This window comes from Microvirga sp. HS2 (assembly GCF_055792805.1).
The window spans coordinates 1-20,881 of record NZ_JBVVAJ010000056.1; the positions used below are offsets into that span (position 1 = coordinate 1).

General features: G+C 59.9%; 26 protein-coding genes and 2 pseudogenes. 21 read left to right on the plus strand and 7 right to left on the minus strand.

Annotated elements, in window-relative coordinates; translation table 11 throughout:
• Together ACS5Q0_RS25945 and ACS5Q0_RS25950 are read left to right on the plus strand one after the other, a co-directional pair.
• The coding region (locus ACS5Q0_RS25945) for an IS3 family transposase (RefSeq protein WP_473129540.1) at positions 1 to 537 on the plus strand (537 nt) is incomplete at its 5' end.
• 57 nt (positions 538 to 594) lie between these two features.
• Positions 595 to 1,803 (plus strand): sensor histidine kinase, encoded by a 1,209-nt coding sequence (locus ACS5Q0_RS25950; RefSeq protein WP_473129541.1) that lies wholly within the window; start codon positions 595 to 597, stop codon positions 1,801 to 1,803.
• Here ACS5Q0_RS25950 and ACS5Q0_RS25955 read toward each other — a convergent pair.
• Positions 1,800 to 3,578, minus strand: coding sequence for an SLC13 family permease (locus ACS5Q0_RS25955; RefSeq protein WP_473129542.1), 1,779 nt, complete (start codon positions 3,576 to 3,578; stop codon positions 1,800 to 1,802). The genes ACS5Q0_RS25950 and ACS5Q0_RS25955 overlap by 4 nt on opposite strands.
• Positions 3,579 to 4,055: 477 nt before the next feature.
• Between ACS5Q0_RS25955 and ACS5Q0_RS25960 the strand changes: the two genes are divergently transcribed.
• A complete protein-coding gene (locus tag ACS5Q0_RS25960) occupies positions 4,056 to 5,099 on the plus strand; it encodes a YihY/virulence factor BrkB family protein (RefSeq protein ID WP_445504344.1) in 1,044 nt (347 codons plus the stop codon).
• A 520-nt stretch (positions 5,100 to 5,619) separates the two neighbouring features.
• On the opposite strand, the gene ACS5Q0_RS25965 is transcribed toward ACS5Q0_RS25960, so the two are convergent.
• The gene (locus ACS5Q0_RS25965; RefSeq protein ID WP_473129543.1) at positions 5,620 to 5,814 is read right to left on the minus strand and encodes a hypothetical protein; all 195 of its coding nucleotides are present in this window, start codon (positions 5,812 to 5,814) and stop codon (positions 5,620 to 5,622) included.
• A 422-nt stretch (positions 5,815 to 6,236) separates the two neighbouring features.
• Complete coding sequence (locus ACS5Q0_RS25970; protein ID WP_473129544.1) at positions 6,237 to 6,776, minus strand: hypothetical protein; 540 nt, start codon at positions 6,774 to 6,776, stop codon at positions 6,237 to 6,239.
• Positions 6,777 to 7,378: 602 nt separating this feature from the next.
• Here ACS5Q0_RS25970 and ACS5Q0_RS25975 point away from each other — a divergent pair.
• The 4 genes from ACS5Q0_RS25975 to ACS5Q0_RS25990 all read left to right on the plus strand — a co-directional run bounded on the left by ACS5Q0_RS25975 (position 7,379) and on the right by ACS5Q0_RS25990 (position 10,039).
• Entirely contained in the window at positions 7,379 to 7,657 is a 279-nt protein-coding gene (locus ACS5Q0_RS25975; protein WP_473129545.1) for a hypothetical protein, read from the plus strand.
• 137 nt (positions 7,658 to 7,794) lie between these two features.
• Entirely contained in the window at positions 7,795 to 8,025 is a 231-nt protein-coding gene (locus ACS5Q0_RS25980; RefSeq protein ID WP_473129546.1) for a DUF2934 domain-containing protein, read from the plus strand.
• Positions 8,026 to 8,342: 317 nt separating this feature from the next.
• The gene (locus ACS5Q0_RS25985; RefSeq protein WP_473129547.1) at positions 8,343 to 9,503 is read left to right on the plus strand and encodes an AI-2E family transporter; all 1,161 of its coding nucleotides are present in this window, start codon (positions 8,343 to 8,345) and stop codon (positions 9,501 to 9,503) included.
• 230 nt (positions 9,504 to 9,733) lie between these two features.
• Positions 9,734 to 10,039 carry a PRC-barrel domain-containing protein gene (locus ACS5Q0_RS25990; RefSeq protein ID WP_445504338.1) on the plus strand — a complete coding sequence of 102 codons (306 nt, stop codon included), beginning with the start codon at positions 9,734 to 9,736 and terminating at the stop codon, positions 10,037 to 10,039.
• 32 nt (positions 10,040 to 10,071) lie between these two features.
• Here the strand turns inward: ACS5Q0_RS25990 and ACS5Q0_RS25995 are convergent, their stop codons facing one another.
• The gene (locus ACS5Q0_RS25995) at positions 10,072 to 10,242 is read right to left on the minus strand and encodes a CsbD family protein (RefSeq protein WP_414471391.1); all 171 of its coding nucleotides are present in this window, start codon (positions 10,240 to 10,242) and stop codon (positions 10,072 to 10,074) included.
• Between the two features lie 184 nt (positions 10,243 to 10,426).
• On the opposite strand from ACS5Q0_RS25995, the gene ACS5Q0_RS26000 reads away from it, so the two are divergent.
• A complete protein-coding gene (locus ACS5Q0_RS26000) occupies positions 10,427 to 10,837 on the plus strand; it encodes a PRC-barrel domain-containing protein (protein WP_473129548.1) in 411 nt (136 codons plus the stop codon).
• Between the two features lie 289 nt (positions 10,838 to 11,126).
• Positions 11,127 to 11,372 carry a hypothetical protein gene (locus ACS5Q0_RS26005; RefSeq protein ID WP_370437832.1) on the plus strand — a complete coding sequence of 82 codons (246 nt, stop codon included), beginning with the start codon at positions 11,127 to 11,129 and terminating at the stop codon, positions 11,370 to 11,372.
• Positions 11,373 to 11,600: 228 nt separating this feature from the next.
• Here ACS5Q0_RS26005 and ACS5Q0_RS26010 read toward each other — a convergent pair.
• Positions 11,601 to 11,684: pseudogene (locus ACS5Q0_RS26010) on the minus strand (DUF1003 domain-containing protein); the annotation flags it as partial.
• Positions 11,685 to 12,722: 1,038 nt separating this feature from the next.
• On the opposite strand from ACS5Q0_RS26010, the gene ACS5Q0_RS26015 reads away from it, so the two are divergent.
• The 6 genes from ACS5Q0_RS26015 to ACS5Q0_RS26040 all read left to right on the plus strand — a co-directional run bounded on the left by ACS5Q0_RS26015 (position 12,723) and on the right by ACS5Q0_RS26040 (position 14,708).
• Positions 12,723 to 12,962 carry a hypothetical protein gene (locus ACS5Q0_RS26015; RefSeq protein WP_445504336.1) on the plus strand — a complete coding sequence of 80 codons (240 nt, stop codon included), beginning with the start codon at positions 12,723 to 12,725 and terminating at the stop codon, positions 12,960 to 12,962.
• A 45-nt stretch (positions 12,963 to 13,007) separates the two neighbouring features.
• Entirely contained in the window at positions 13,008 to 13,226 is a 219-nt protein-coding gene (locus ACS5Q0_RS26020; protein ID WP_473129549.1) for a hypothetical protein, read from the plus strand.
• Positions 13,227 to 13,304: 78 nt separating this feature from the next.
• On the plus strand, positions 13,305 to 13,526 hold the full coding sequence (locus ACS5Q0_RS26025; protein ID WP_445504335.1) for a hypothetical protein: 222 nt from the start codon (positions 13,305 to 13,307) through the stop codon (positions 13,524 to 13,526).
• An 87-nt stretch (positions 13,527 to 13,613) separates the two neighbouring features.
• On the plus strand, positions 13,614 to 13,835 hold the full coding sequence (locus tag ACS5Q0_RS26030; protein ID WP_445504334.1) for a hypothetical protein: 222 nt from the start codon (positions 13,614 to 13,616) through the stop codon (positions 13,833 to 13,835).
• A 124-nt stretch (positions 13,836 to 13,959) separates the two neighbouring features.
• Positions 13,960 to 14,097, plus strand: coding sequence for a hypothetical protein (locus ACS5Q0_RS26035; RefSeq protein ID WP_473129550.1), 138 nt, complete (start codon positions 13,960 to 13,962; stop codon positions 14,095 to 14,097).
• A 302-nt stretch (positions 14,098 to 14,399) separates the two neighbouring features.
• The gene (locus tag ACS5Q0_RS26040) at positions 14,400 to 14,708 is read left to right on the plus strand and encodes a hypothetical protein (protein ID WP_445504333.1); all 309 of its coding nucleotides are present in this window, start codon (positions 14,400 to 14,402) and stop codon (positions 14,706 to 14,708) included.
• 164 nt (positions 14,709 to 14,872) lie between these two features.
• On the opposite strand, the gene ACS5Q0_RS26045 is transcribed toward ACS5Q0_RS26040, so the two are convergent.
• Positions 14,873 to 15,079 (minus strand): hypothetical protein, encoded by a 207-nt coding sequence (locus tag ACS5Q0_RS26045; protein WP_445504332.1) that lies wholly within the window; start codon positions 15,077 to 15,079, stop codon positions 14,873 to 14,875.
• Positions 15,080 to 15,449: 370 nt separating this feature from the next.
• Here ACS5Q0_RS26045 and ACS5Q0_RS26050 point away from each other — a divergent pair, with 370 nt between their 5' ends.
• The 5 genes from ACS5Q0_RS26050 (at position 15,450) to ACS5Q0_RS26070 (ending at position 19,550) form a co-directional block, all read left to right on the plus strand.
• A complete protein-coding gene (locus ACS5Q0_RS26050; RefSeq protein ID WP_473129551.1) occupies positions 15,450 to 16,361 on the plus strand; it encodes a complex I NDUFA9 subunit family protein in 912 nt (303 codons plus the stop codon).
• Positions 16,362 to 16,729: 368 nt separating this feature from the next.
• Positions 16,730 to 16,873: a hypothetical protein gene (locus ACS5Q0_RS26055; protein ID WP_473129552.1), complete on the plus strand. Its 144-nt coding sequence runs from the start codon at positions 16,730 to 16,732 to the stop codon at positions 16,871 to 16,873.
• Between the two features lie 329 nt (positions 16,874 to 17,202).
• Complete coding sequence (locus ACS5Q0_RS26060; RefSeq protein WP_445504329.1) at positions 17,203 to 17,616, plus strand: aminoacyl-tRNA deacylase; 414 nt, start codon at positions 17,203 to 17,205, stop codon at positions 17,614 to 17,616.
• A gap of 72 nt (positions 17,617 to 17,688) precedes the next feature.
• Entirely contained in the window at positions 17,689 to 18,012 is a 324-nt protein-coding gene (locus ACS5Q0_RS26065) for a cytosolic protein (protein WP_445504328.1), read from the plus strand.
• A gap of 392 nt (positions 18,013 to 18,404) precedes the next feature.
• A complete protein-coding gene (locus ACS5Q0_RS26070) occupies positions 18,405 to 19,550 on the plus strand; it encodes an alpha-hydroxy acid oxidase (protein WP_473129553.1) in 1,146 nt (381 codons plus the stop codon).
• 422 nt (positions 19,551 to 19,972) lie between these two features.
• Here ACS5Q0_RS26070 and ACS5Q0_RS26075 read toward each other — a convergent pair.
• Positions 19,973 to 20,683: pseudogene (locus tag ACS5Q0_RS26075) on the minus strand (IS110 family RNA-guided transposase); the annotation flags it as partial.
• A gap of 37 nt (positions 20,684 to 20,720) precedes the next feature.
• Here ACS5Q0_RS26075 and ACS5Q0_RS26080 point away from each other — a divergent pair.
• The coding region (locus ACS5Q0_RS26080; protein ID WP_473129554.1) for a transposase at positions 20,721 to 20,881 on the plus strand (161 nt) is incomplete at its 3' end.

Genomic DNA, 20,881 nt, shown 5'->3' on the forward strand with positions numbered 1-20,881 from the left:
CACGCCTTTCCGGTTGCGCCCAACCTGCTCGAGCAGGACTTTTCAGCCACTCGCCCGAACCAGAAATGGAACGCGGATATCTCGTATGTGTGGACGAACGAGGGCTGGCTCTACCTGGCCGTGGTCCTCGATCTGTTTGCCCGGCGTGTGGTTGGTTGGGCCGTCAGTGACCGGCTGCACAAGGAGCTGGCGCTCGAGGCGCTGCGCAAGGCTCTGACGATCCGAAGACCCGGTGAGGGGCTGACCCATCACGCAGACCGCGGCAGTCAATATTGTTCGATCGAGTATCAGGCCGAGTTGAGGAAGCACAGCATCCGGATCTCAATGTCCGGGACAGGAAACTGTTATGATAATTCGGTGGTCGAGACCTTCTTCAAGACCTTGAAGTCCGAATTGGTCTGGCGCACGGTGTTCCAGACCAGAGCTGAAGCCAAGGCTGCGATCGGCCGTTACATTGACGGCTTCTACAACCCGGTGCGGCGTCATTCGACGCTCGATTACCTCAGTCCGGTTCAGTTCGAAAGGCTGGCCGGATAGCTACCAAACCGCTCTCCACAAAAGCGGAGCAAGTCCAGTCAACCGGAGCACCGAGAATTGGAATCCGACCCAGAATCCGTCGACACCGATCAGGGAAGAGCCGAAGCGGGAATCAATGCTGTTCAGCATCGCGGCGGCCCATTCGTGGCAGCGGTCGAGGCCACCCGCATGCCGATGGTGGTGACTGATCCCGGCATTGACGGCAATCCCATTGTCTATGTGAACCAATCTTTTATCGACCTTTTCGGCTATACCCGTGAGGAGGTTCTGGGCCGGAACTACTTCTTTCTGACCGGTCCTGACACCGGCCCTGAGGCCGAGAGGCTCATCCGGGCTGCCATGCAAGCCGACGAACCTCTCACCCTTGAGGTGTCGCTTCGCGCCAAAGATGGCCGCGAGGTCTGGGCAGCCCAGTTCGTCAGCCCTGTTCACGACGACCAGGGCCGCGTGATCCAGCACTTCGCGTCGTTTTGGGACATCACCCGCCGCGTCAGAGCCGAGCGTCGCACCCAGCGCCTGAACGAGGTTCTGGAGGCAAGGGTCAAGGAGCGGACCCAAACGCTCCAGAACGAACTCGACCGCAGGCGGGCTCTGGAAGTGGTTCTGATGGAAAGCCTCTGCGAGAAGGATCAGCTTCTGAGCCAAAGAAGAGTGTTGCTGCATGAGGTCAACCATCGGGCCAAGAACAGCATCGCCATGGCGATCTCGATGCTGCGCCTTCAGATCGGACGGCAGGATAATCCCGAGGTCTCGGAAGCCTTGGAGAATGCCATCCAGCGCCTGGATCACCTCGCCCGCATTCACGAGCTTCTCTACCGGCAGGACAGCAACGACGTACAGGCAGTCGATATGGCAGGGTATTTGACGGAGCTGTGCCGGAACTTCGGCCATCTCCGGAGCCCGCAGGATCAGCGCATAGACCTCACGAGCGACGCCGATGAGATCACGTTGGATGTTGATCGCGCCATCAACGTGGCGTTGATCGCGGGGGAGGCAATCACCAACGCGCTCAAGCACGCCTTCCCCGACAAGCGGCGCGGCGCCATTCGGGTCGGGCTGCACCGCCAGGGAGAGGATGTGCTCCTCTTCATTGAGGATAGCGGTGTGGGTCTTCCCGCCACACGGCGCACAGGGTCATTGGGCATGCGCCTGATCGAAGGCATGGCTCGTAGTCTTAACGGCACCCTGGCGATCGAGGGGGATCGGAGGACACGGATTCAAGTGCGGTTTCCGCTCACGTCTGAGCGCAACGATCCTGCTGGCTAGGTCAGCGGCCACACGAGCAGGATGAGCGGCACGCCGATTAGAATGACAATGACGGAGAGTGGTAACCCCAGTTTCCAGTAGTCGCCGAAGCGATAGCCGCCCGGCCCCATCACGAGTGTGTTGCACTGGTGTCCTATGGGCGTGAGGAAGTCGCAGGCTGCACCGACCGCAACCGCCATGAGAAAGGCGTCAGGTTTATAGCCAAGTTGTCCGGCAAAAGTCACCGCGATGGGAGCCATCACCAGCACCGTGGCCGCATTGTTCAGGAACGGCGTCACGGCCATGGCCGCCATCATGATCAGCGCGAGTGCTCCATAGGATGGCAAGGTGCTGGCAAGCAGCGAGAGCCATCCGGCCACGAGATCGGCCCCGCCGGTCGTACGGATCCCGTCGCTGACCGGGATCAACGCCCCGAGCATCACCAGAATGGGCCAATCGACCGCTTCGTAAGCCTCCCGGAGCGAAAGTGCCCCGAGCAGGACCATCAGGGCGGCGGCGGTGAAGAAGGCGGTGGCAACGGGCAGCACGCCAAAGGCCGTGAGCCCCATGGCGCTCGCCAGGACCACCACCGGGACGAGACCCTGCCGGACATTGCCCAGGCGGATTTCGCGCTCGGCCAGCGGCAGACAGCCGAGTTCCTTCAGCTTGTCCGGAAGCCGGGTGAGATCGCCCTTCAGCACGACAACGTCGCCGGTCCGCAAGGTGATGTCGCGCAGGCGCTCGGTGAATCGCTCGCCGCTGCGACTGACGGCCAGGAGATTGATGTTGAAGCGCTCGTGCAACGCCATGCGTTTAGCCGTCTGACCGATCAGCGCCGAGCTCGGCCCAACGACGGCCTCGATTCCTCCGATCTCTTCGCCTGCCCCCTTGCCTTGCGTGGGGCGGTCGTCCCCTTCGAGCTCCAGGTGAGCGCGGGCGACCGCCCGCTCAAGCGCTTCCGGATCGCCCTCAAGGAGAACAATATCGCCCTTGCGAAGGACAGCATCCGGCAGGGGTGCCATGTGCTCGGTTTTGTTCCGAACGATCCCAGTGACCAGGACCTCGTTGTCACATGCGTTTGCCAAGTCGCTGACCGTCTTCCCGATCATCGGCGAATTCGCCGCAACGCGCGCTTCCGTCATGTAGTCGGTGAGGTTGATTGCCTCGTCCATGGTCCCCGCGGCTTTGCGACCGCCTGGCAGAAGCCGGTAGCCGAAGGCGAGGAACGCCACGCCGGCCGCCGCAAGGCCGAGACCGACGGGGGCGAAATCGAACATGCCGAAAGGCTGCCCCGTCAGGTCCTCACGCACGCGAGAGACGATGATGTTGGGTGACGTGCCGACAAGGGTGATCAGACCACCGAGCAGAGACCCGAAGGCCATCGGCATGAGAAAGCACGAGGGGGAGGCATTGGAGCGACGCGCCATCTGGAATGCCACTGGAATCATCATCGCGAGCGCGCCGATGTTTTTGACAAAGGCGGACAGGATCGTGACCGCTGCCACAAGAACAACAATCTGGCTCTGCACCGAGGTGATGTAAGGCGAGACCCGATGGAGGGCCGCCTCCATTACGCCAGAGCGTGCGACCGCCGCGCTGACGACGAGCGCACTCGCGACAATGATGACGATGTCGTCCCCAAAGCCGGAGAAGGCCGCCTTTTGTGGGACAATGCCGCTGAACACCGCGGCCAGGAGAGCCAAAACAGCGACAAGGTCGTAGCGCAGCCGTCCCCAAATGAACAGAGCCATCATTCCGGCCAGTATGGCGAAGGCGAAGGTCTGGTCCTGCGTCATCGTTCTGCCTTAGACCGCGCTGCGGAGAAGGAGCCCGCGCGATTTCCTGATCTGATCCGTCCTGCTGTCCTGTTTACACCGTGCAGGGTCTCGAATCTCATCCGACCGATGCCGACGCCACAATCCCATCGTGATCGCCTATCACCGCTCATGGAGCTTTGTCCTACAGCATCTGTTGTCTTTAAATCCGCCCAAGGATCTCATATTGCTCAAAGGAAGAATGCAGAGGCATGTTCAAGCTCAGTAGAAGAGTAGTCCCATTCAATCTGGGAATTCGTGCCGCTGCCCTGTTCTCCTTCACCGAAGGCTTCAGCGGCGAAGCCATCGGTGCGCCTGTTGGCGCTCTTAGGGCCACAGTCCTGCTCCCTCTTCTGGTTGGCACCGTGTTCGCGGCGGGCCACTGTGCCGAGAGGCGTCGTGTTGGAGCGGCGAGGTGCTTCCGAACCTGATATTCTGCCGAAACCGGATCAAAAAACCATGGCTCCGATGAATGAACAGGCAGAGGATTGGCGCTCCAGCGTCGGCGAGGAGGCGGCCCGCGGCGATCCATCGGACGATCGGGCCCGCGCCCGTGAGCCTGGCCGGGGACGCGACGCCAACACCCCTGGGGAGATCCCGGCGCGGGGCTGGAAGGACATCCTCTGGCGCATGGTGCGGTCGATCCCGGAGAACCGGATCCTGTCCACGTCAGGTGGGGTCGCATTCTTTGCCCTGCTGGCGGTGTTCCCGGCAGTCGCCACAATCGTGTCGCTCTACGGGCTCTTTGCCGATACCAGCACGATCAGGGGTCACCTGTCGCTTCTCACCGGGATACTGCCCGGCGGCGTGCTGGAACTCATCGGCGAGCAGATCGGCCTCATCATCGCCCAGGACAGCGACACGCTCAGCCTTGCCTTCGTGGTGGGTTTTCTGGTGGCGCTCTGGAGCGCGAACTCGGGCGTTGCGGCCCTCTTCGATGCGCTCAATGTAGTCTATGGCGAGAAGGAGAAGCGCAGCTTGCTGCGCTTCTACGCCACGACCTTCCTGCTCACGCTTGGCATGATTGGCGTTGTGATCCTGGCCATCTGCGCGGTGGTGGTGACCCCCGTCGTGCTTACCTTCATGGGCATCGTGACCCCGGCCGGACGGCTCCTGAGCATTCTGCGCTGGCCTGCCCTGTTCGTTATCGTCTTTGCCTGGCTTGCCGTCGTCTACCGCTACGGTCCTAGCCGCCGCGATCCGAAGTGGCGCTGGGTGACCTGGGGCAGCGCCATGGCGGCCGTCCTCTGGCTGGCGGCGTCGATGCTGTTCTCCTGGTACGTCGCCAATTTCGACAGCTACAACAAGACTTATGGCTCACTCGGCGCCGGCGTTGGCTTCATGATGTGGATCTGGCTGTCGGTGGTGATCGTCCTTCTCGGGGCCGCGCTCAATGCCGAGATGGAACACCAGACTGCTAAAGACAGCACGGAAGGCCCATCCAAGCCGCTCGGATCCCGCGGCGCCAACATGGCGGATCACGTCGGCGCGTCACACGCCTGACCAACTCGCTCTGAGATCGCGTCCGGAGACAACGCTCATCCGCAGGACCCGCAAACGTCGTCGGAGGGCCGTGCCTGGATCGAGGCTGCGGGAGGATCGCGCCTGCGCTATCATGATCATGATGACCCGGTCTCGCGCTTCACTCGGTACAGATGGCGCTGGCAACTCAGCGCGGCTATTGGCGGCAGAGGTTTCTAGGCTTCAACCCACGTCGGAGTTTATCGGAAGAGCCGAGAACAGGCACGAGCTCTCTCATGTGCAGACCACCAGCGATGTCGAGTTCCTGGTGCTGGCTCAGCAGGACTGGGATCCTTGTCGGATCAGGAACCGTTCTTGGCAGGCTTTTCGGGTTTTGGCGGCCTGCCACCCTGCTTCCGTGACCGGTCGCCACTCGAAGGAGCGCCTCCCTCATTGTCCCATTGTGAGATACCATCGTTGGGCTTGCGCTTAGGCGGGCTTGGGCGAGGTTTCGTGGTCATTGGGATGTCCCTTCTAAAGGAACGCTCTTCGTCGGGGGCTGTTAGCGCGGCTCCGGTGGCGCTCGTGCGACATGGAAACCTTGTTCAGAAAGCGCGGTTAAGGTTGCTCCTGCGACAGCCACCCGCTCCTCGGTCGATAGGACAACGCCAGGATGATCGGAAGCCTTCTGCGTGTGCTGGAGGGCAAATTGGATGGCGTTGACGATGATAGAGAGCACCATGTCTTGGTCCTTCATATCAACCTCCAAGGCTGCCCTGAGAGTAACACCAGCGGTCTCCCCCTGTTCCGAAAACCGCATCTCCAGACCAGGAACGCTGAAGTTGAAGCCAAGGTCAGGGAAAGGTCCGCCGTTCAGACAATGGGAGCGCCTGATGTCGACAGCGAACGCTGTGCTCTCAGACCTCAGTCAGGCAGTTTGATGCTGTCGTCTCCGTAGCCTCGCCTTCCGTTGAGCTGCGGTCGTGGTTGCACGGCGGGAGCTGGGGCAGGCGCCAACGCACCCCAAAACTTGCGGATGATGGATTTCGTCAAACTGAGGATGTCCTGTATCATGTTTCGCTCCCTTTCCTTCGTGAAGCCACGGCTCGGCTACGTCATGCCTCCACGGCAGCTTGGGCAGGTTCCTGACCGAACCAGACGGAAACCGGAGATGGAGCCTTAACGGCCACGAGCGCGGGCGCCCAGGTCCTCGCGGAGTTCGTGCTCACGCACGATCCGGTCGTAGGACTGATCTGCGCTTCTGATCGCGTATTGCGGTTCGTCGCGCGGATCATCGAGCCTGACGATCTCATAGCCGCCTTTCCAGACCTCGGGCCGGCCGTCCTCCGCGTAAGAGACGGCCTGTCCCACAGCAAAACGGTGCAGACCCCGGGCGGGCGTTGATGAGCTCTCCTCCGGGTGCTCGGCCGGCATGAGAGGCGCTGGGCGCGGTTCTTTACCGGCAGCCTTAGCCGGAACAGGTCTGGGTGAATAGGTCACCGGCTGCGCAATCTCTACCGGCACTGTCCAATCGAGCAGCGTGCGGCCACCATCGTCCATCACACGCAGAGCATCGGTCCGCACTGGCCAGCGCCTCATTCCGGCGGGGCTCCGGGCGAATGCCAAAGCGGCGGCACCATCGGCAGCAGTAATAGGCAGAGTTCCGATGACCTCGGGAACACCGCGTCGAAACCGTTTGAACTGGATCAGGAATCTCATGGCGACCTCCTTGATGCAGAGTTGCCTCAATGAACGCCCTCGGCCAAGCTCAACCGAAGCTGCAATGCCCGTGCGGCGGCGAGTGTCTGCGGTATACGGACATGCACGTCGATCCTTAGTAAGATATGGAACTCTGCCGCCTGAATAAACAGGGCCACAAGGCGAAATAAAAACCAAATCAGCTACTTGTTTGTGTTATGCTGATTTGTGAGAATGCATAGACTTCCGATTAATTCGCGCCAAGAAAACACTATGCAGACCCCAGAGTGGCTGAGGCCTGGACTCCACGGCGCCGCCTGTGCGCTGCCGCTCTTGCACCGTCGGGTTCTCCTGGGGCGGTTGGGTGACTAACGGAACCGTCCGCACGATAGCCTCTGATCAGTGAAAAACCGCTGTGGTCACGGCTTTGTCCCTGATCTGCGTCGATCAATCAAAGCGCGATCCCCAGCTTGCCGAGCGCATTGCTGCAATCAAGGCGCCTTGTCCTGGAGCAGAGGAGATATGGTCTTGAAGAACGGGGGCTGACGATGCCAGGCACCACGGAAGGCGCGAGCCAGGTTGCCAAAGATTGCACCGAGATGATCGCGGCTTAGGAGCAACTCATGCGTACGACACGAAAAACCATTAGTTTCGATCACCCGTTCTCACTGATGGCTGTTGATGGCTTACAGCCCGCCGGCGCATACACGATCGACATTGACGAGGAACTGATCGAGGGACTGTCGTTCCTGGCCTACCGGCGAGTTGCGACCACCATTTACCTGCCATTTCGTCAATGGAACCACGCCTCGGTGCAGGCGGTCAGGGTCGATCCTCGGGAGTTGACAGCAGCTCACGAAGAGCCGCCCACTGGAGGCGGGGATCAGCCGCCTCTGTGGTGAACGGCCTCGCCGATTGAACCCTCATCAGCAGCCGCGAGCACCAATGCATCCGCTGGTGAGTGGCAGAGGTCATGCAAATATCAATAGCTGAGGACCCGCAGCACGGCTTGGCTTATTTACTTCCAGGAAGAAAACGAATGAAGGAAACGCAAATGGAGCCGAGCACCAATTTCACCGAGGACCAAGTAAGACAGCGCGCCTTCGAGCTTTGGAAAAAACGCGGTTGCCCAGAAGGTTACGAGGCGGAGTTTTGGCGTCAAGCCGAGCGTGAGCTGAAGGGTGAAGGAAGCGCTAGCGACATCAGTAAAAGCGTCAGCGCCAATGCTGCTTCCGCGAAGAGCGGCTCCGGATCGGACGGCCCAGGTTAGAGATCGATTTCAGAGCCATGCAGACAGGCGGTTCTGGCGGGAAAGACCGCTGCCGCAAAGTCGGCTGACGATGCCTCGATCAAAGTGAAGCCTTCCAACTTCAGCACGTTCACGCCGACTGATCGCACGCACGGATCGATCCTATTCCGATCGACGGCACATTCGATCGAGCCGGAGCATTGCTCGGCGGGCGGGTGCGCGCTGAAAGTCGTCGGGCTCGCACCTTGGGAATAGCTTTTCTAGCAAGGGTCGACGAAACCGGGTATGGTCCACTGTGGACACAGGGACATGCTCACACTCCAGAAGGGAGAAAGGCCATGGTTCCGGTCTCAACGCCACCGCAGCGCCCCCCGTTGGCACCCGTCCAGGATGATCAGCCGCCGGAACTGAATGCGGTGTCGACGGAGGCACTCGACGAGGCAGAGATGCCGCTGCCATCCAATCCGCAGACGTTCTTTCTCGGTGGGCTTTTCGCCCTGGCCGCTTTGGCGGCGCTCTACGTGGCAAGCGCGATCATCCTTCCCGTCGTACTCGCTTTCGTGTTGAAGCTGCTTTTGCAACCCGCTGTGCGCCTCCTGGAGCGTATGCATTTCCCCCGGGCCGTTGGAGCGCTCGTAGCCATCCTGCTGGTGACCGGAACGATCGTGGGTGCTGTAGCGGCCTTGTCAATCCCCGCCGCGACTTGGGCGGAAAGGTTGCCGCAGGGCATACCGCGCCTCGAAGCCCACCTGGTTGTTCTCAAGGGGCCGATCCAAGCGGTGCAGAAAGTTATCGAGCAGACCGAGCAGGCCGCCAACGCTTCCGGACCAAAGGGGGCCACCATTGCGGTTCGCCGCGATCTTGGCCTGACAAGTGCACTGTTCGCGGGAACGCGGTCCATCCTCGATGGCCTGTTTACGACCATTCTGGTGCTCTACTTTCTAATGGTATCGGGCGATCTCTTCCTTCGGCGCATGGTCGAAATCCTGCCGAAGTTCAGCGACAAGCGGCAAGCTGTCGACATCTCCCAGCAGATCGAGGAAGACATATCCGCCTATCTCGTGACGATCACGGCCATGAATGCGGCGGTGGGAGTCGCAACCGCGACCGTGATGTATCTTTGCGGGCTGGGAGATCCTCTCTTGTGGGGGGCCACAGCCTTCCTGCTCAACTATATTCCGATCTTGGGGCCGCTGTTTGGGATCGGCATCTTTCTTCTCGCCGGAATGCTGAGCTTCGACAGCTTATGGTGGGCCCTGCTGCCGCCGGCCCTCTATCTCGGCATTCACCTCGTCGAGGGCGAAACTCTGACACCCATGCTGCTGGCGCGGCGCTTCACGTTGAACCCCGTGCTGGTGATCCTGTCGCTGGTGTTCTGGTTCTGGATGTGGGGCGTGCCCGGCGCGATCTTGGCCGTTCCGATGCTGGCGATCCTGAAGATCGTCTGTGATCGGGTGCGCCCGCTGAAGGTCCTGGGACACTTCCTGGAGGGATCATAGCGGTATCGCCTTCCGCTCGCACCTCCTCCTGAGCGCCGGTGGGAGACAATTCTCCTCAATAGGTCCACGTCCTTGTCGCCGATTACAGGCCTGAGCGAGCGATACTCGCCGTTGCGCGAGCCAGCCAAAATCAATTGGACGCGGGCGTGATCGAAGTACGATGCTCCGCTTGCCACGCATGGGAGGTACTTATTGTGACGGCTTGGGTGATCTTGAAATGTGAGGGAGCCTTGGCTGGCTATCCAGCCCTATTTATGATCGCCGAACTTTCAACTGCACCCAAGCCGCCTCAGGAAATGAGAACCACAGCCTTCACGGTATTTGCGCGGAGCGCCAGGGCAAGCAAGCTCATCGGCAGCACGGTCTACACGGGTGACACATCCATCGGCCAGATCGAAGATGTGCTGGTTGATCTTGACCATGAAACCCTAGCGACAGTGATCCTCTCGGTGGGGGCTTCCTCGGCATTGGCAATAAACTCGTTGCCGTGCCGGTGCGGCCAAGTATGGAAAATCGGCCCCATCGAGGAACGATGATGGGGCTTTTGTGAGACTACGCTGAGCTTGGTTTACTTCTTGAGCGCATCTTTGACGCTGCCTACGGCATTTTGGATCTTACCCTTGGCCTGATCCATCTTGCCTTCGCTTTGGAGCTTGGAGTCGCCCGTCAGATCGCCGGCAGCCTGTTTGATCTTGCCGCCTGTGCGTGTCGCTGAGCCTTTGATGCGATTTTTGTCCATGATTCTCTCCTGAGGGCTGACGTGTATTGACGTCACCAGAAGCAAGCATTTGGAGCCGATGATCGTTCCTGTGGCATGAGCGCACCCCATGAGCCTGAAACCCAATTGAGGGAAGCCACTGCGGATGATCCTCCTAAAACGGCCACTATCCTGAACGAGACTGACGCTGGGCGCCGGTTCAAGGATGAATACGATGCACTGTTCAGCTCCTATGGTTCTCATCGCCGCCCTCGGTTTTGGAAGCATGGCTCAGGCTCAGAGCACTCCCGCCGCGTCCAGTGCGCCTCAGTTCATCACGGTCAATAACAATGCCATTCTCAGCTCAAGGCTGATCGGATTGGATGTCCAAAATGCCAGTGGCAAGGAGATGGGTAAGATCGAGGACATCGCCTTTGAAGGCGGCCAGATCTCCGGCATCGTGCTGTCGGTCGGCGAGGCCTTGGGTGTCGGGCAAAGATATGTGGCCGTGGATCCCTCATCAATCTCGATCCGGTATATGGAGGGCGAGAATAAGTGGCATGCGGCGATGAACGCCGACCTCAATCAGCTCAAGTCGGCCCCGGAGTTTCGTTACGAGGGCAAGTGGACACGTTAATCTTCCATCGGTCACCATCTCGCCTTAAGTCGCGAGCCATATGGCCGAATGACAATGAATGTTGAAGCACCGGCCCGGCTTATCTTCTGGCATGATTATGATGGGGCGATAAGAGGCCAGGATTTCCCGACGCTCGGCGGAGCCCTTGCGGCAGTGCTGCGAGATCGGATGCCTCGGGTTCATTGGATTGTGACCAACAGCGGGAACATCATTTGACCTTGGCATATTGCTTCCCTGCTGATGCGTCACCGTAATCGGATTTGCCTGTCCAATCGGGAGGGTCGGAGCCATGAGCCATCCTGACCTCAGTCGACCGGCCCAGGTCGTCTGGTCCGCCCCTGACGAGCCGACCCGGCAGCAGACGGGAGATCCGGGGACTGTCAAGCAGTTCAGCTGTCTAAAAGACGCTGTGGTCTTTACATTGGAAGGTCTGCCGGAACGATACCGTGAAAGCGCTCGCATCACTGTCGTGGATGGGGGCTCATTGGATTTCGATCAGATCAAATGCATCTACGCCGACATCATCAGATCCTGACATGCCGAATGCTAGAGGCAGTCTTCTCCACTGGATCTATCTAAGGTTTCGCAGCTTGCGCTTCGCAAAGCTCTGTCAGGCGCTGTCGTTGATCCGGCTGTATCCGGCGATCTGCTCAAGATTCTCGATCAGAACGTGATCCATCTTCTTATGCAAAGCCATGATCTCGATTTCGGCCTTGAGGTTGATCTCATAATCGAGGCCAGCAGCAATGCGATCCCGGGCCGCCTACCGATTCTGTGACATCAGAACGAGCGGAGCCTGCACGGCAGCGATCATCGAGAGAACCAGATTGAGAAGGATATATGGGTAGGGATCGAACGCCCCATTGGCCCGCTACAGCGGAATCGTATTGAGACGGGTCCGGACAAGGAGGCTGCTCAGGAAGGTCGCGATAAAGGCCCATGGCCCTCCGAACCCGGCGACGCGGTCAGCCCAACGGTCTCCCCGCGCTTCTTCCTGTTGGAGTGCGTGGTTGACGTTTCGGGTCACATGGCGGCGGGCTGCAATTTGCGTCAGAAGCGGCATTCCCGTTCGGAGAACCGGTCAAAGCCGCTCTCCCGAAGTTGCTGGGCCAATTGTCGGATCTGATCGGGCTCACCCGCATCGTCCTCTCGCGCCGAGATCCTCCTGGAGCTGGGATTCCCCAACGACCCGATCATACGTCTGATCATCGCTGCGGATCTGGTACTGTGGCTCCCGGTCTCCGGCAGAGAGAAGGAAGACGATCTCGTAACGCCCGCTCCAGACATCATGGGGTGGATAGGCCTCGGCATAGCTCGTGCGGGCCGACGGCGTAGCGATGCGTTCTCATGACACAATTCTTTCCGGTCCTGGGGCAACGTCGCCAATCCTGCTCGTCTGTCACCAAGACCAGCCGCGCACGACGATGAAGTACACGGCAATCGACGCCGCGATTACAACGATGACGAGCGTCAGGTTCAGTGGATCATTGATCCAGGGCAGGCGATTTTTATCGAACATCTTGTCCTCCTTTACCGCAGGGTTTGGTAATGCTTGACCGTTCTTTCTCGAGTGCCCGCTTCGTAGAGGAGGAGGCACCCGGCGATGAGCAGAACCGAGACTACCGCTTGTCTAACATTGTTCTGCTCCTTGAATGAGGAATGAGCCATGTCGAATTTTCTAAGTAAATAATCCTTATGTCGGTTTGATTTATTATTCCCCAGCATATTCTCTTGTCTGCATACTGGATATAGAAATCGTAATTACTTGATATTTATTTTGCGAGCCGCCTGTAATTGCAGCTCACGCCTACCATATTAATTTAAGATGAACTTTGTTCTTACTTTGCGATGGCCAAGATTCTTATATGAGAGGGGGAGGTTCCCCATGTGCCCGAACAGCCGCTTCATGTTCGATCTTCAGCACTATCGAACGCACGACGGCCCCGGACTGACGCTTCACGCCCTGTCGACGATGCAAGCCATGTGGGATCGATTGACGGCGCTAGAGGTGTCGGGGATCCGGACCCCATCGGAACTCATCGAGAAAGTCGAAGAGAGCTACAGTCTCTCCCACGAGCAGGCGACCAGAGATGTCGAGTTCTGGGCCCTGGATAAGCAGCTTTGAGCTGGTCGCTGTATGACGAGACCAGCCCCAACGATGGAGGCTACAATGTTTGGCTATCAAGGCGGCGAAAGCCAGGAGACCGTAACGCGTAAGACCGGGTATCGGAATGACGCGAAGCGTCAGTGGGGCTGCCTAACCACCATAGACTTGTCCCAGATCAAGAACGCGGAGCAACTGATTGCGCTGGTGAAGGTCCGTTACAGCCTGCCCTACGAGACGGCCAAGGCCGATGTCGAAAGCTGGATGGCAGGCAAGCAGTTCTAACACCCCTTACCGGACTGAAGGGCAGTGGCGATGCCCTCGAGGGCAAGCAGGCGGACCTGTGCCTCAAAGGAGTGTGCCATGACGCGCGAAGTCTACGTCGTTCAGCATCACGGAGCCTGGCGGACCAGGATCGAGGGCAAGCATTGCGGCGAGTATCCGTCGCGAGAAGCTGCCGTCCGCCGCGCCGTCGCCAGGGCTGAGGAGACCGGACAGGACACCCGCGTCTTCAGCCAAGGCATACTCTGCCAGTTTCGCCTCGAGTGGCATTCTGGCGGTCAGCCTGACACCCCGTCCGTTTAGCATGCCATTCGGGGACCGAAAGTTCGTTGGCCCCGATACCTCTGCAACGTGATCGTACTGGCGCGATCCCCTGTTTGGAGAAATCACATGGCCTGGATCAACTTGACTGACACCAATGGCAGCAGCGTCTTCGTGAATACCGACAACGTGCTCTGGTTCAGCGCCTCGGGCGAGGATGGGCATGCCTGGCTGATCACCACAGCCAGCGAGAGAGACAGAGCTCTTTCCCTTCATGTCAAACAGTCTCCAGCTGAGGTTGTCGCGCTCTTGAGATCTGCCAGGCAAGAAGTCGCTGACGGACGTGCCTAACTCGCATTGAACAGCCCTCCGTGCTCGGGACACAACGTGAGGCGTCAACGCGAATACAAATGACGTCTCGGGACGGGCTCTCTCCGCCAATCCGAGCAATCAATCCGGTTCACAGGAGACCATCATGGCCAAAGGGCAAAAACGCAGTAATCGGGAGATCCGAAAGCCCAAAGCGAAGAAGCAGCCGACGGCCGAGGCGACACCAGCCGTGTTGACGAAAGGAATGCTGTCCCCGATCAGTCCTCCCAAGAAAAAGAGATGAGGTGCTCATCATGACGATCCGAACCACGGAGACGACTGTCACTTTCAGGTGCCCGTTCACGTTGACCTCTCTTGATAGCCTTCAGCCAGCAGGAACCTACCGGCTTGTGACTGATGAGGAGGAGATCCTCGGTCTTTCATTCCTGGCCTTCCAACGCACAGCCACGATGCTGTACGTCCCGGCGATCTCGACCTCGGGCAGCCCTACCCAGGTTTTCCATGTCAACCCGGCTGAACTCACAGCCACCCTGGAGGCTGATGGACAAGCGCAGCCCCAGATTCGATAGCTCACAGGAGACGGTTATGCACTATCTCGGCAAGATCTCAGGGTATGGCGTACTGCAGTGCAGCGGCGAACCCATCGCGCGTGCATCCTATGATTTCGATGGCTTCTTCAGGGAGCCGGTCGGTGTCACATGCTGTGGCGAGATCCAGCTCTCTGCCGCCGCTCTCAGCGGCGTGTTCGGCCGCAGGGACGTTCAGCTCCTCACGGACGAGGGCCGCCTCCTCGATCTCAGGTTCTCCGAGAGGGCACTGGTTTCGGCAAGCGACGTTGCCCACGTCGACGTCACAGGAGAGTTGCCGACCACACCACTAAGCTGGCGCAACTGACCACCCCTCGGCAATCGGCGCTTTGTTTAAGCCATGCCCTCATCAACAGCCCCTGGCACTCGTACTACGTAGAAGTGTGGAGAATGCTTGGATGTCATTGTGACTCCAACAGACGGCAAGGGATGGAGCCCGGCAGATCGACTTGGCTGCCCCCGTGCCTTTTATCAGAGCGTTGAGCCCTTGCGTGACTTCTCCTGTTGCACCAGTTCCTGCAGAAGCTGGTGGGCAAGGGTCTCGTGCGCCACCTTGGGGGCAATCTCGGCGGACTTCCTGCCGTAGCTTGTTGTGACGGTCAGGATCTTTCGGTCGACGTTGTAGGTCCCGGAATAGGTTCGTCCATCAACCTTGATGTGGATTGCGTGCCCTGACATGGGGATCTCCTCCTTGATGAGAACTCGCCCCCGCCTCAGCAAGAACATACCTTCGCAACGGCCAGGAGACCACATCAATGAGCCGCGCCAGAGCAGGCGGATCTAAAAGCCTGATCAGTGGACAGTTGGTCTGTCCCAAGCCCACGTTGGGTCGCTTCGATCAAGGGCCGAGACTATGCGAAGGTGCGCTTGCCGCCCAAACACGAAACTCAGGCTAAGGTCAATCTCGTGTCATGAACTGACCTTCAGACCGGTAAATATGGTATCGAAGTCGCAGAGAAACTCTGCCAGCAGCGGTTGCATGGGCCCCGTCGCGCAGATCTGATGCCCAGTAGAACCGCGTTGGTCTTTGTGGGACACGACGACAGCGATGCAGCACGTCACGGTCTTCGGCGGGACGGGCTTTATCGGCCAGCATCTGGTCGAGCATCTCGCCAGGGCGGGAGCATCCGTACAGGTCGCGACGCGCCATCCGCTCACAACAGCAGAGCCTCCAAGGATGGCCCGGGTCCAACACGTCGCGGCCGACCTTCTTAATGATGCGGCTGTCCAAGCGGCCGTCCAGGGAGCCGACACGGTCATCAATCTGGTTGGCATTCTCTCGCAGGTGCAACGGCAAACCTTCACAGCCATCCATGAAGACGGGGCTCGTCGGGTGGCAACCAGCGCCAGATGCTTGGGTGTCAGGCAACTCGTTCACGTCTCGGCGCTTGGGGCCAGCCGCACGGCACCCGCGCTGGCGGACCGCTCCAAAGCGGCCGGCGAAGCGGCGGTACGCGCCGCCTTCCCCGAGGCAACGATTATCCGCCCCAGCTTGGTTTACGGGCCAGACGATCACTTCTTCAACGGCTTTGCCACGCGGGCGCGCCGGCTGCCGGCGCTGCCGCTGATTGGCGGCGGGCAAACGAGGTTTCAGCCCGTCTATGTGGAGGATGTGGTGGCAGGAGTCGCCGCCATCCTTGCGGACCCGACCAGCCGCGGCCAGACCTACGAATTCGGAGGCCTGCGGGTCTATACCTTCAAGGAGCTGATCGAGTTCGTCTGTGCGACGATCGACGCCCGACCATTGCTGGTGCCTCTGCCGTTCTGGGCGGCCGAGGTGTTAGGCGGGGTGCTGCAGGTGTTCCCCAATGCGCCGCTCACCCGCGATCAGGTCCGGCTGCTGAAAACGGACAAAGTGGTCAGCGGCTCTGAGCCAACCCTCGCCGATGCTGGGGTTGAAGCCAAAGCCCTTGAGACCATCGTCCCTGAGTATCTGGAAATGTATCGACGGCGGGCCTGACGTCTGCGGCGCCTGTCCCGACGAGCATGAAAGCTGTAGCGCCTTTCCGCTATTAGCACAGGTTAACATCCTGTCTAGACGGCAAGATTCCACTCAACAAAACCAAGAATGTCAGAGGGGACGCCAGCCGTATGTGGACCTACCGAACGAGTTGCGGATGCAGCGGCCTCACCAATCCTTCGTAGCCTGACTGTGCTGACGCGGCGTCTCGGGCCTGAGACCGCGAATGGTCGAGACGCTCGTCAATGGAACAGAACCAAGCGGTGGGGCTGGGGCATTGATCAATGCCTTGCCGGTCTGACAACGTTAATCGACCTTGTGCCGGACAAGGAAAGGCACGGGGCCAAACGGGCGGAAGGAGCGTCCCTGTGATCACTCGCCTGCTCCACAAGCCGGAACGGCGCGACGTCCTCTCGGACGGGGAGAAGCAGGTTCTCGAAAGCGCAGTGGGAAGGGTCAAAGAGGTCCGCATGGATAAGGACTTGGTCCGCGAGGGGGGACCGTCCATCTGAGTGCACTCTTCTGCTCGAAGGCTTCGCCGTCCGCTATAAGTTGCTGCGGAACGGCCGGCGCCAGTTCACCGCCCTGCACATCCCGGGCGACTTCGTCGACCTGCACAGCTTAGTTCGCCACCGCAGCTGATCACCAGAACGGCAGTTCGATTGTCGCTGGCGAGCCAGAGGCGTATACTATGTAAATACTAAGCAGCCGCGCCACGGGGCGCCAGTCGATCAGGACATGCCTTGTGACGCAGGGAACCCCTTGCCTCATGGGAGGCACGTCGTGGCGATCGCACCCACACTCCAAAAGTACATGGACGAGCGAGGGATCCGGTACGATCATGGTCCCGCATGAACGGACCCTGTCGGCCCTTGGGTCCGCCCACGCGGGTCACATCCCGAGTGACAGGCTGGCCAAAGCCGTCGTGCTCAGCGATGGTGGCCGCTACACGCTCGCTGTTCTCCCCGCCTCGCATCATCTCCGGCTGTCCGACCTCAGGATGGAGATCGGTCATGAGGTTCACTTGGCCACTGAGCCGGAAGCCGCGGAGGTCTTCCGCGACTGTGCGCTCGGTGCGGTTCCAGCGGTGGGCGCCTGCTATGGGCTGGATGTCATCATCGACAACAGCATCGATCCGCAGCAAGAGCTGTACTTTGAGGGCGGAGATCACGCGGCTTTGATTAATGTGAACCGGACCGAGTTTGCCCGGCTCAATCCTCAGGCCCAGCACGGCTCCTTCAGCGCCTATGATTGATGGCGTGGCTTGGGCGGTAGGAGTTGAGCATGGAGCCCGACGGGGTGCGGCTCAAACGAAGGGAGAAAGATCATGAAAGCAGCTCTGGTGTTTGCCGGCAGCGGACCGATCGTAATCCTGACGTCGTATCCGTCCTTGTCTGACGCGGGCCTGTTGCGTGCCCTGAAGGCGCACGGGGTTGGCAAGTTTATCGCTTACGAGCTTCCGCTTGATCTCGTAGCGGCCCGCTATGGCGGCCATTTCCAGGTTGTGATGAACGACGCTCGTGACAGCGATGACCTGCGGGTGCTGGACGTCAACGGCGACCGGGCCTTCCGGCTCTTCCGCTTCTCCGAGCTGGGTCCGCCGCTCATGCATGACGACGAGCACTCAGGCCAGGCAGAGACGGCAGCCTGAAGGGCTGTGTTGCAGTAACTCGGATAGCGCACATCGGGCCTAACCCAATAGGCCGCTCAGGCAGCAAAGCTGAACGGCTGGCTGACGAGACGGATTTCGGCTGTCGCTTCTGGCGCTCGCACGATGCGGTGGCTCCCGCGGGCCGTGCGCATGACCTCGAGCCCCTTGATCGTTGCTGAGACCGTTTGCATTCTCTGGAAGACGCGCATCGGCCGGATCATGCTCTTGAGGGCACCGTGATCCGCCCGGGCAGGAAGTTCGGACCTGATGATGCTTGGCGCCTTCGTCGCATGCCCCCACGCTCGACTGACGTTTGGCAGCTGAGGATTTTCAGTCCACGATTTCCTGCGGCGTGGCTATGGCGTCGTCCAGAACAATAGAGGTCAAGCGCCGTGCGTCTGAAACATTGCCTCAATTTTCATGATTTCCGCCAACTGGCCAAAAAGCGCCTGCCCGGTACGATCTTCAACTACATTGACGGCGCTGCCGATGACGAAGTCACCTACCGGCGCAACACGGCCGCTTTCGACACGTGCGACCTCGTCCCCAACGTGCTGCGTGGTGTCACCGAGGTCGACCTTTCGGTAACCGTCATGGGCCAGAAGCTGGCACTGCCGGTGTATTGCTCGCCGACCGCCCTCCAGCGGCTGTTTCATCACCAGGGCGAACGAGCCGTCGCCGCAGCCGCGGCAAGATTCGGTACGCTATTTGGTGTGTCTTCACTGGGCACGACAAGCCTGGAGGAAGCGCGCCGGATCAGCGCGACGCCTCAGGTTTATCAATTCTACTTCCACAAAGATCGCGACCTTAACCGGGAGATGATGACACGGGCCAAAAAGGCTGGTGTCGAGGTGATGATGCTGACCGTCGACAGCATCACAGGGGGCAACCGGGAGCGTGACAAGCGCACCGGCTTTTCGATCCCGTTCAAGCTCAATCTCGCCGGGATCACGCAGTTTGCCATCCGCCCGGCGTGGGCGTTCAACTATTTAACACACGAGCCGTTCAAGCTGCCACAACTCGACGGTCATGTGGACATGGGCCGTGGGACCATGTCGATCAGCCGCTACTTTACCGACATGCTCGATCCGTCGATGTCATGGCAGGATGTCGCTCAGATGGTCGGAGAATGGGACGGTCAGTTCTGTCTCAAGGGTGTGATGTCGATTGAAGACGCCAAGCGGGCGGTCGAGATCGGGTGCACCGGGATTGTACTGTCAAATCATGGGGGACGGCAGCTCGACGGCTCCCGCACCGCCTTTGAACAGCTTGCAGAAGTCGTTGATGCCGTCGGCGACCGCATCGACGTCCTTATGGATGGCGGTGTGCAGCGCGGCAGTCACGTCCTGAAGGCGCTTTCGCTCGGGGCGAAGGCCGTAGGCCTTGGTCGATACTATCTGTTCCCGCTGGCGGTTGCCGGTCAGGCAGGAGTCGAACGTGCGCTTGAGCTGATGCGTTCAGAGCTGGAGCGCGATATGAAGCTTATGGGCTGCACCTCAATCGATCAGCTCAGCCGTGCCAATATACGCTTCCGCTGATTCTTGTCATGTCAGCTTAGGAAAACCCGGATGTTTGTGGTTTCACAGGCCCCCGGTTCCATCCTAAACTCGATTAGGGACGAGAAAGTAGCAGGTGCTTCGTGACACGACCATGGTCCGCGGAGGGCTCTTCTCTATTCGGCGGTTTAAGGTCAAGCGCTTTCGGGCTGTTTTACCGCCCCGATGTCTGATGTCACTCGCGGGTCCTTGCTTCTCTTCGGGATCAGCTCTGTGGCTCTCCCAGTATGGGATCAGAAGAATGAGGTGGCCCAATCTGTTGCGCGTTCTGATCGCGCAAAACGCGATCGACACAAGTGCCCTAGCGAACTCACCTCATCCATCGTCCCGCGAGGGAGGTCTCTCCACCGGGGGCGGATCTTGGATCTCCTCCTCTTCGGGTGACAGGCGGTTGCTCTGAGCGATCAGGCGACTGCCAAGACACCCTCCTTGGTCCAGCGGAACTCGGTGCCATCGCTCCAGAGGCGGTGCATGATCACAGCCAAACGGCGCGCCAGAGCCACGATGGCCTTTTGCAGGCCGCGCCGTCGGGCCACATTCACGGCCCAGGCTTTCAGCCACGACCATTTCTGCACCCGGGTCAGCAGCACCTGGGCCGCCTCATAGAGCAGCGCTCGCATCATGGCGTCGCCGCACAAAGAGACGCGCCCGATCCGACTGCTCTCGCCGGACTGATTGAGAACCGGCGTGAGCCCGAGAGCTGGGCCAACGGCCTTGGAATTCTTGAACCGCGCCGGAATGTCGATCGTGGCGCTAAAGGCCAGCGACACCACGGGACCGACACCCGGAATGGTCATCAGGCGCCGGCAGACGTCATCGTCCCGGACGATCGCCAACACTTTGCGGTGAAGAGTGGCGAAGCACTCCCGCAGTCTCTGACGGGCTTCGAGCAGGCAGGCCATGATTTCAGCCAGATCCGGCAGACCGGCCACGAGATCGCGGATCCGGTCCTCGAACCTGACCTTGCCAATGACCCCGACCTTGAGGCCGAAGTTGCGCAGCAGACCGCGGATGTCGTTCTCAATGGCAATGGCTTTTTCCTGCAACAACTTGCGAGCTGTCAGCAGGCCGCGTCGGTTCTGGCTGGCCAGCGTCTTTGGTCTTGTTTCGGAAAAATGGAGAGCACTTCTTGTATGAAGCAGGAGGATCTCCATGCCCCAGACACGCTTTACGAAAGAGTTTCAGGATGAGGCGGTGCGGCTTGCTCTGACCAGCGGCCGCAGCCGACGCGAGATTGCCGCGGATCTCGGCGTCGGCCTGTCGACCCTGCGCAACTGGATCGACCGCCGCCGTGAGCGCCAGATCGACGATCC

Coding starts and splice junctions, on each gene's coding strand:
- ACS5Q0_RS25955 (WP_473129542.1), bottom strand. CDS start 3,578: ATGACGCAGGACCAGACCTTCGCCTTCGCCATACTGGCCGGAATGATG.
- ACS5Q0_RS25960 (WP_445504344.1), top strand. CDS start 4,056: ATGGCTCCGATGAATGAACAGGCAGAGGATTGGCGCTCCAGCGTCGGC.
- ACS5Q0_RS25965 (WP_473129543.1), bottom strand. CDS start 5,814: ATGAAGGACCAAGACATGGTGCTCTCTATCATCGTCAACGCCATCCAA.
- ACS5Q0_RS25970 (WP_473129544.1), bottom strand. CDS start 6,776: ATGAGATTCCTGATCCAGTTCAAACGGTTTCGACGCGGTGTTCCCGAG.
- ACS5Q0_RS25975 (WP_473129545.1), top strand. CDS start 7,379: ATGCGTACGACACGAAAAACCATTAGTTTCGATCACCCGTTCTCACTG.
- ACS5Q0_RS25980 (WP_473129546.1), top strand. CDS start 7,795: ATGAAGGAAACGCAAATGGAGCCGAGCACCAATTTCACCGAGGACCAA.
- ACS5Q0_RS25985 (WP_473129547.1), top strand. CDS start 8,343: ATGGTTCCGGTCTCAACGCCACCGCAGCGCCCCCCGTTGGCACCCGTC.
- ACS5Q0_RS25995 (WP_414471391.1), bottom strand. CDS start 10,242: ATGGACAAAAATCGCATCAAAGGCTCAGCGACACGCACAGGCGGCAAG.
- ACS5Q0_RS26000 (WP_473129548.1), top strand. CDS start 10,427: ATGAATACGATGCACTGTTCAGCTCCTATGGTTCTCATCGCCGCCCTC.
- ACS5Q0_RS26005 (WP_370437832.1), top strand. CDS start 11,127: ATGAGCCATCCTGACCTCAGTCGACCGGCCCAGGTCGTCTGGTCCGCC.
- ACS5Q0_RS26015 (WP_445504336.1), top strand. CDS start 12,723: ATGTGCCCGAACAGCCGCTTCATGTTCGATCTTCAGCACTATCGAACG.
- ACS5Q0_RS26020 (WP_473129549.1), top strand. CDS start 13,008: ATGTTTGGCTATCAAGGCGGCGAAAGCCAGGAGACCGTAACGCGTAAG.
- ACS5Q0_RS26025 (WP_445504335.1), top strand. CDS start 13,305: ATGACGCGCGAAGTCTACGTCGTTCAGCATCACGGAGCCTGGCGGACC.
- ACS5Q0_RS26030 (WP_445504334.1), top strand. CDS start 13,614: ATGGCCTGGATCAACTTGACTGACACCAATGGCAGCAGCGTCTTCGTG.
- ACS5Q0_RS26035 (WP_473129550.1), top strand. CDS start 13,960: ATGGCCAAAGGGCAAAAACGCAGTAATCGGGAGATCCGAAAGCCCAAA.
- ACS5Q0_RS26040 (WP_445504333.1), top strand. CDS start 14,400: ATGCACTATCTCGGCAAGATCTCAGGGTATGGCGTACTGCAGTGCAGC.
- ACS5Q0_RS26045 (WP_445504332.1), bottom strand. CDS start 15,079: ATGTCAGGGCACGCAATCCACATCAAGGTTGATGGACGAACCTATTCC.
- ACS5Q0_RS26050 (WP_473129551.1), top strand. CDS start 15,450: ATGCAGCACGTCACGGTCTTCGGCGGGACGGGCTTTATCGGCCAGCAT.
- ACS5Q0_RS26060 (WP_445504329.1), top strand. CDS start 17,203: ATGGTCCCGCATGAACGGACCCTGTCGGCCCTTGGGTCCGCCCACGCG.
- ACS5Q0_RS26065 (WP_445504328.1), top strand. CDS start 17,689: ATGAAAGCAGCTCTGGTGTTTGCCGGCAGCGGACCGATCGTAATCCTG.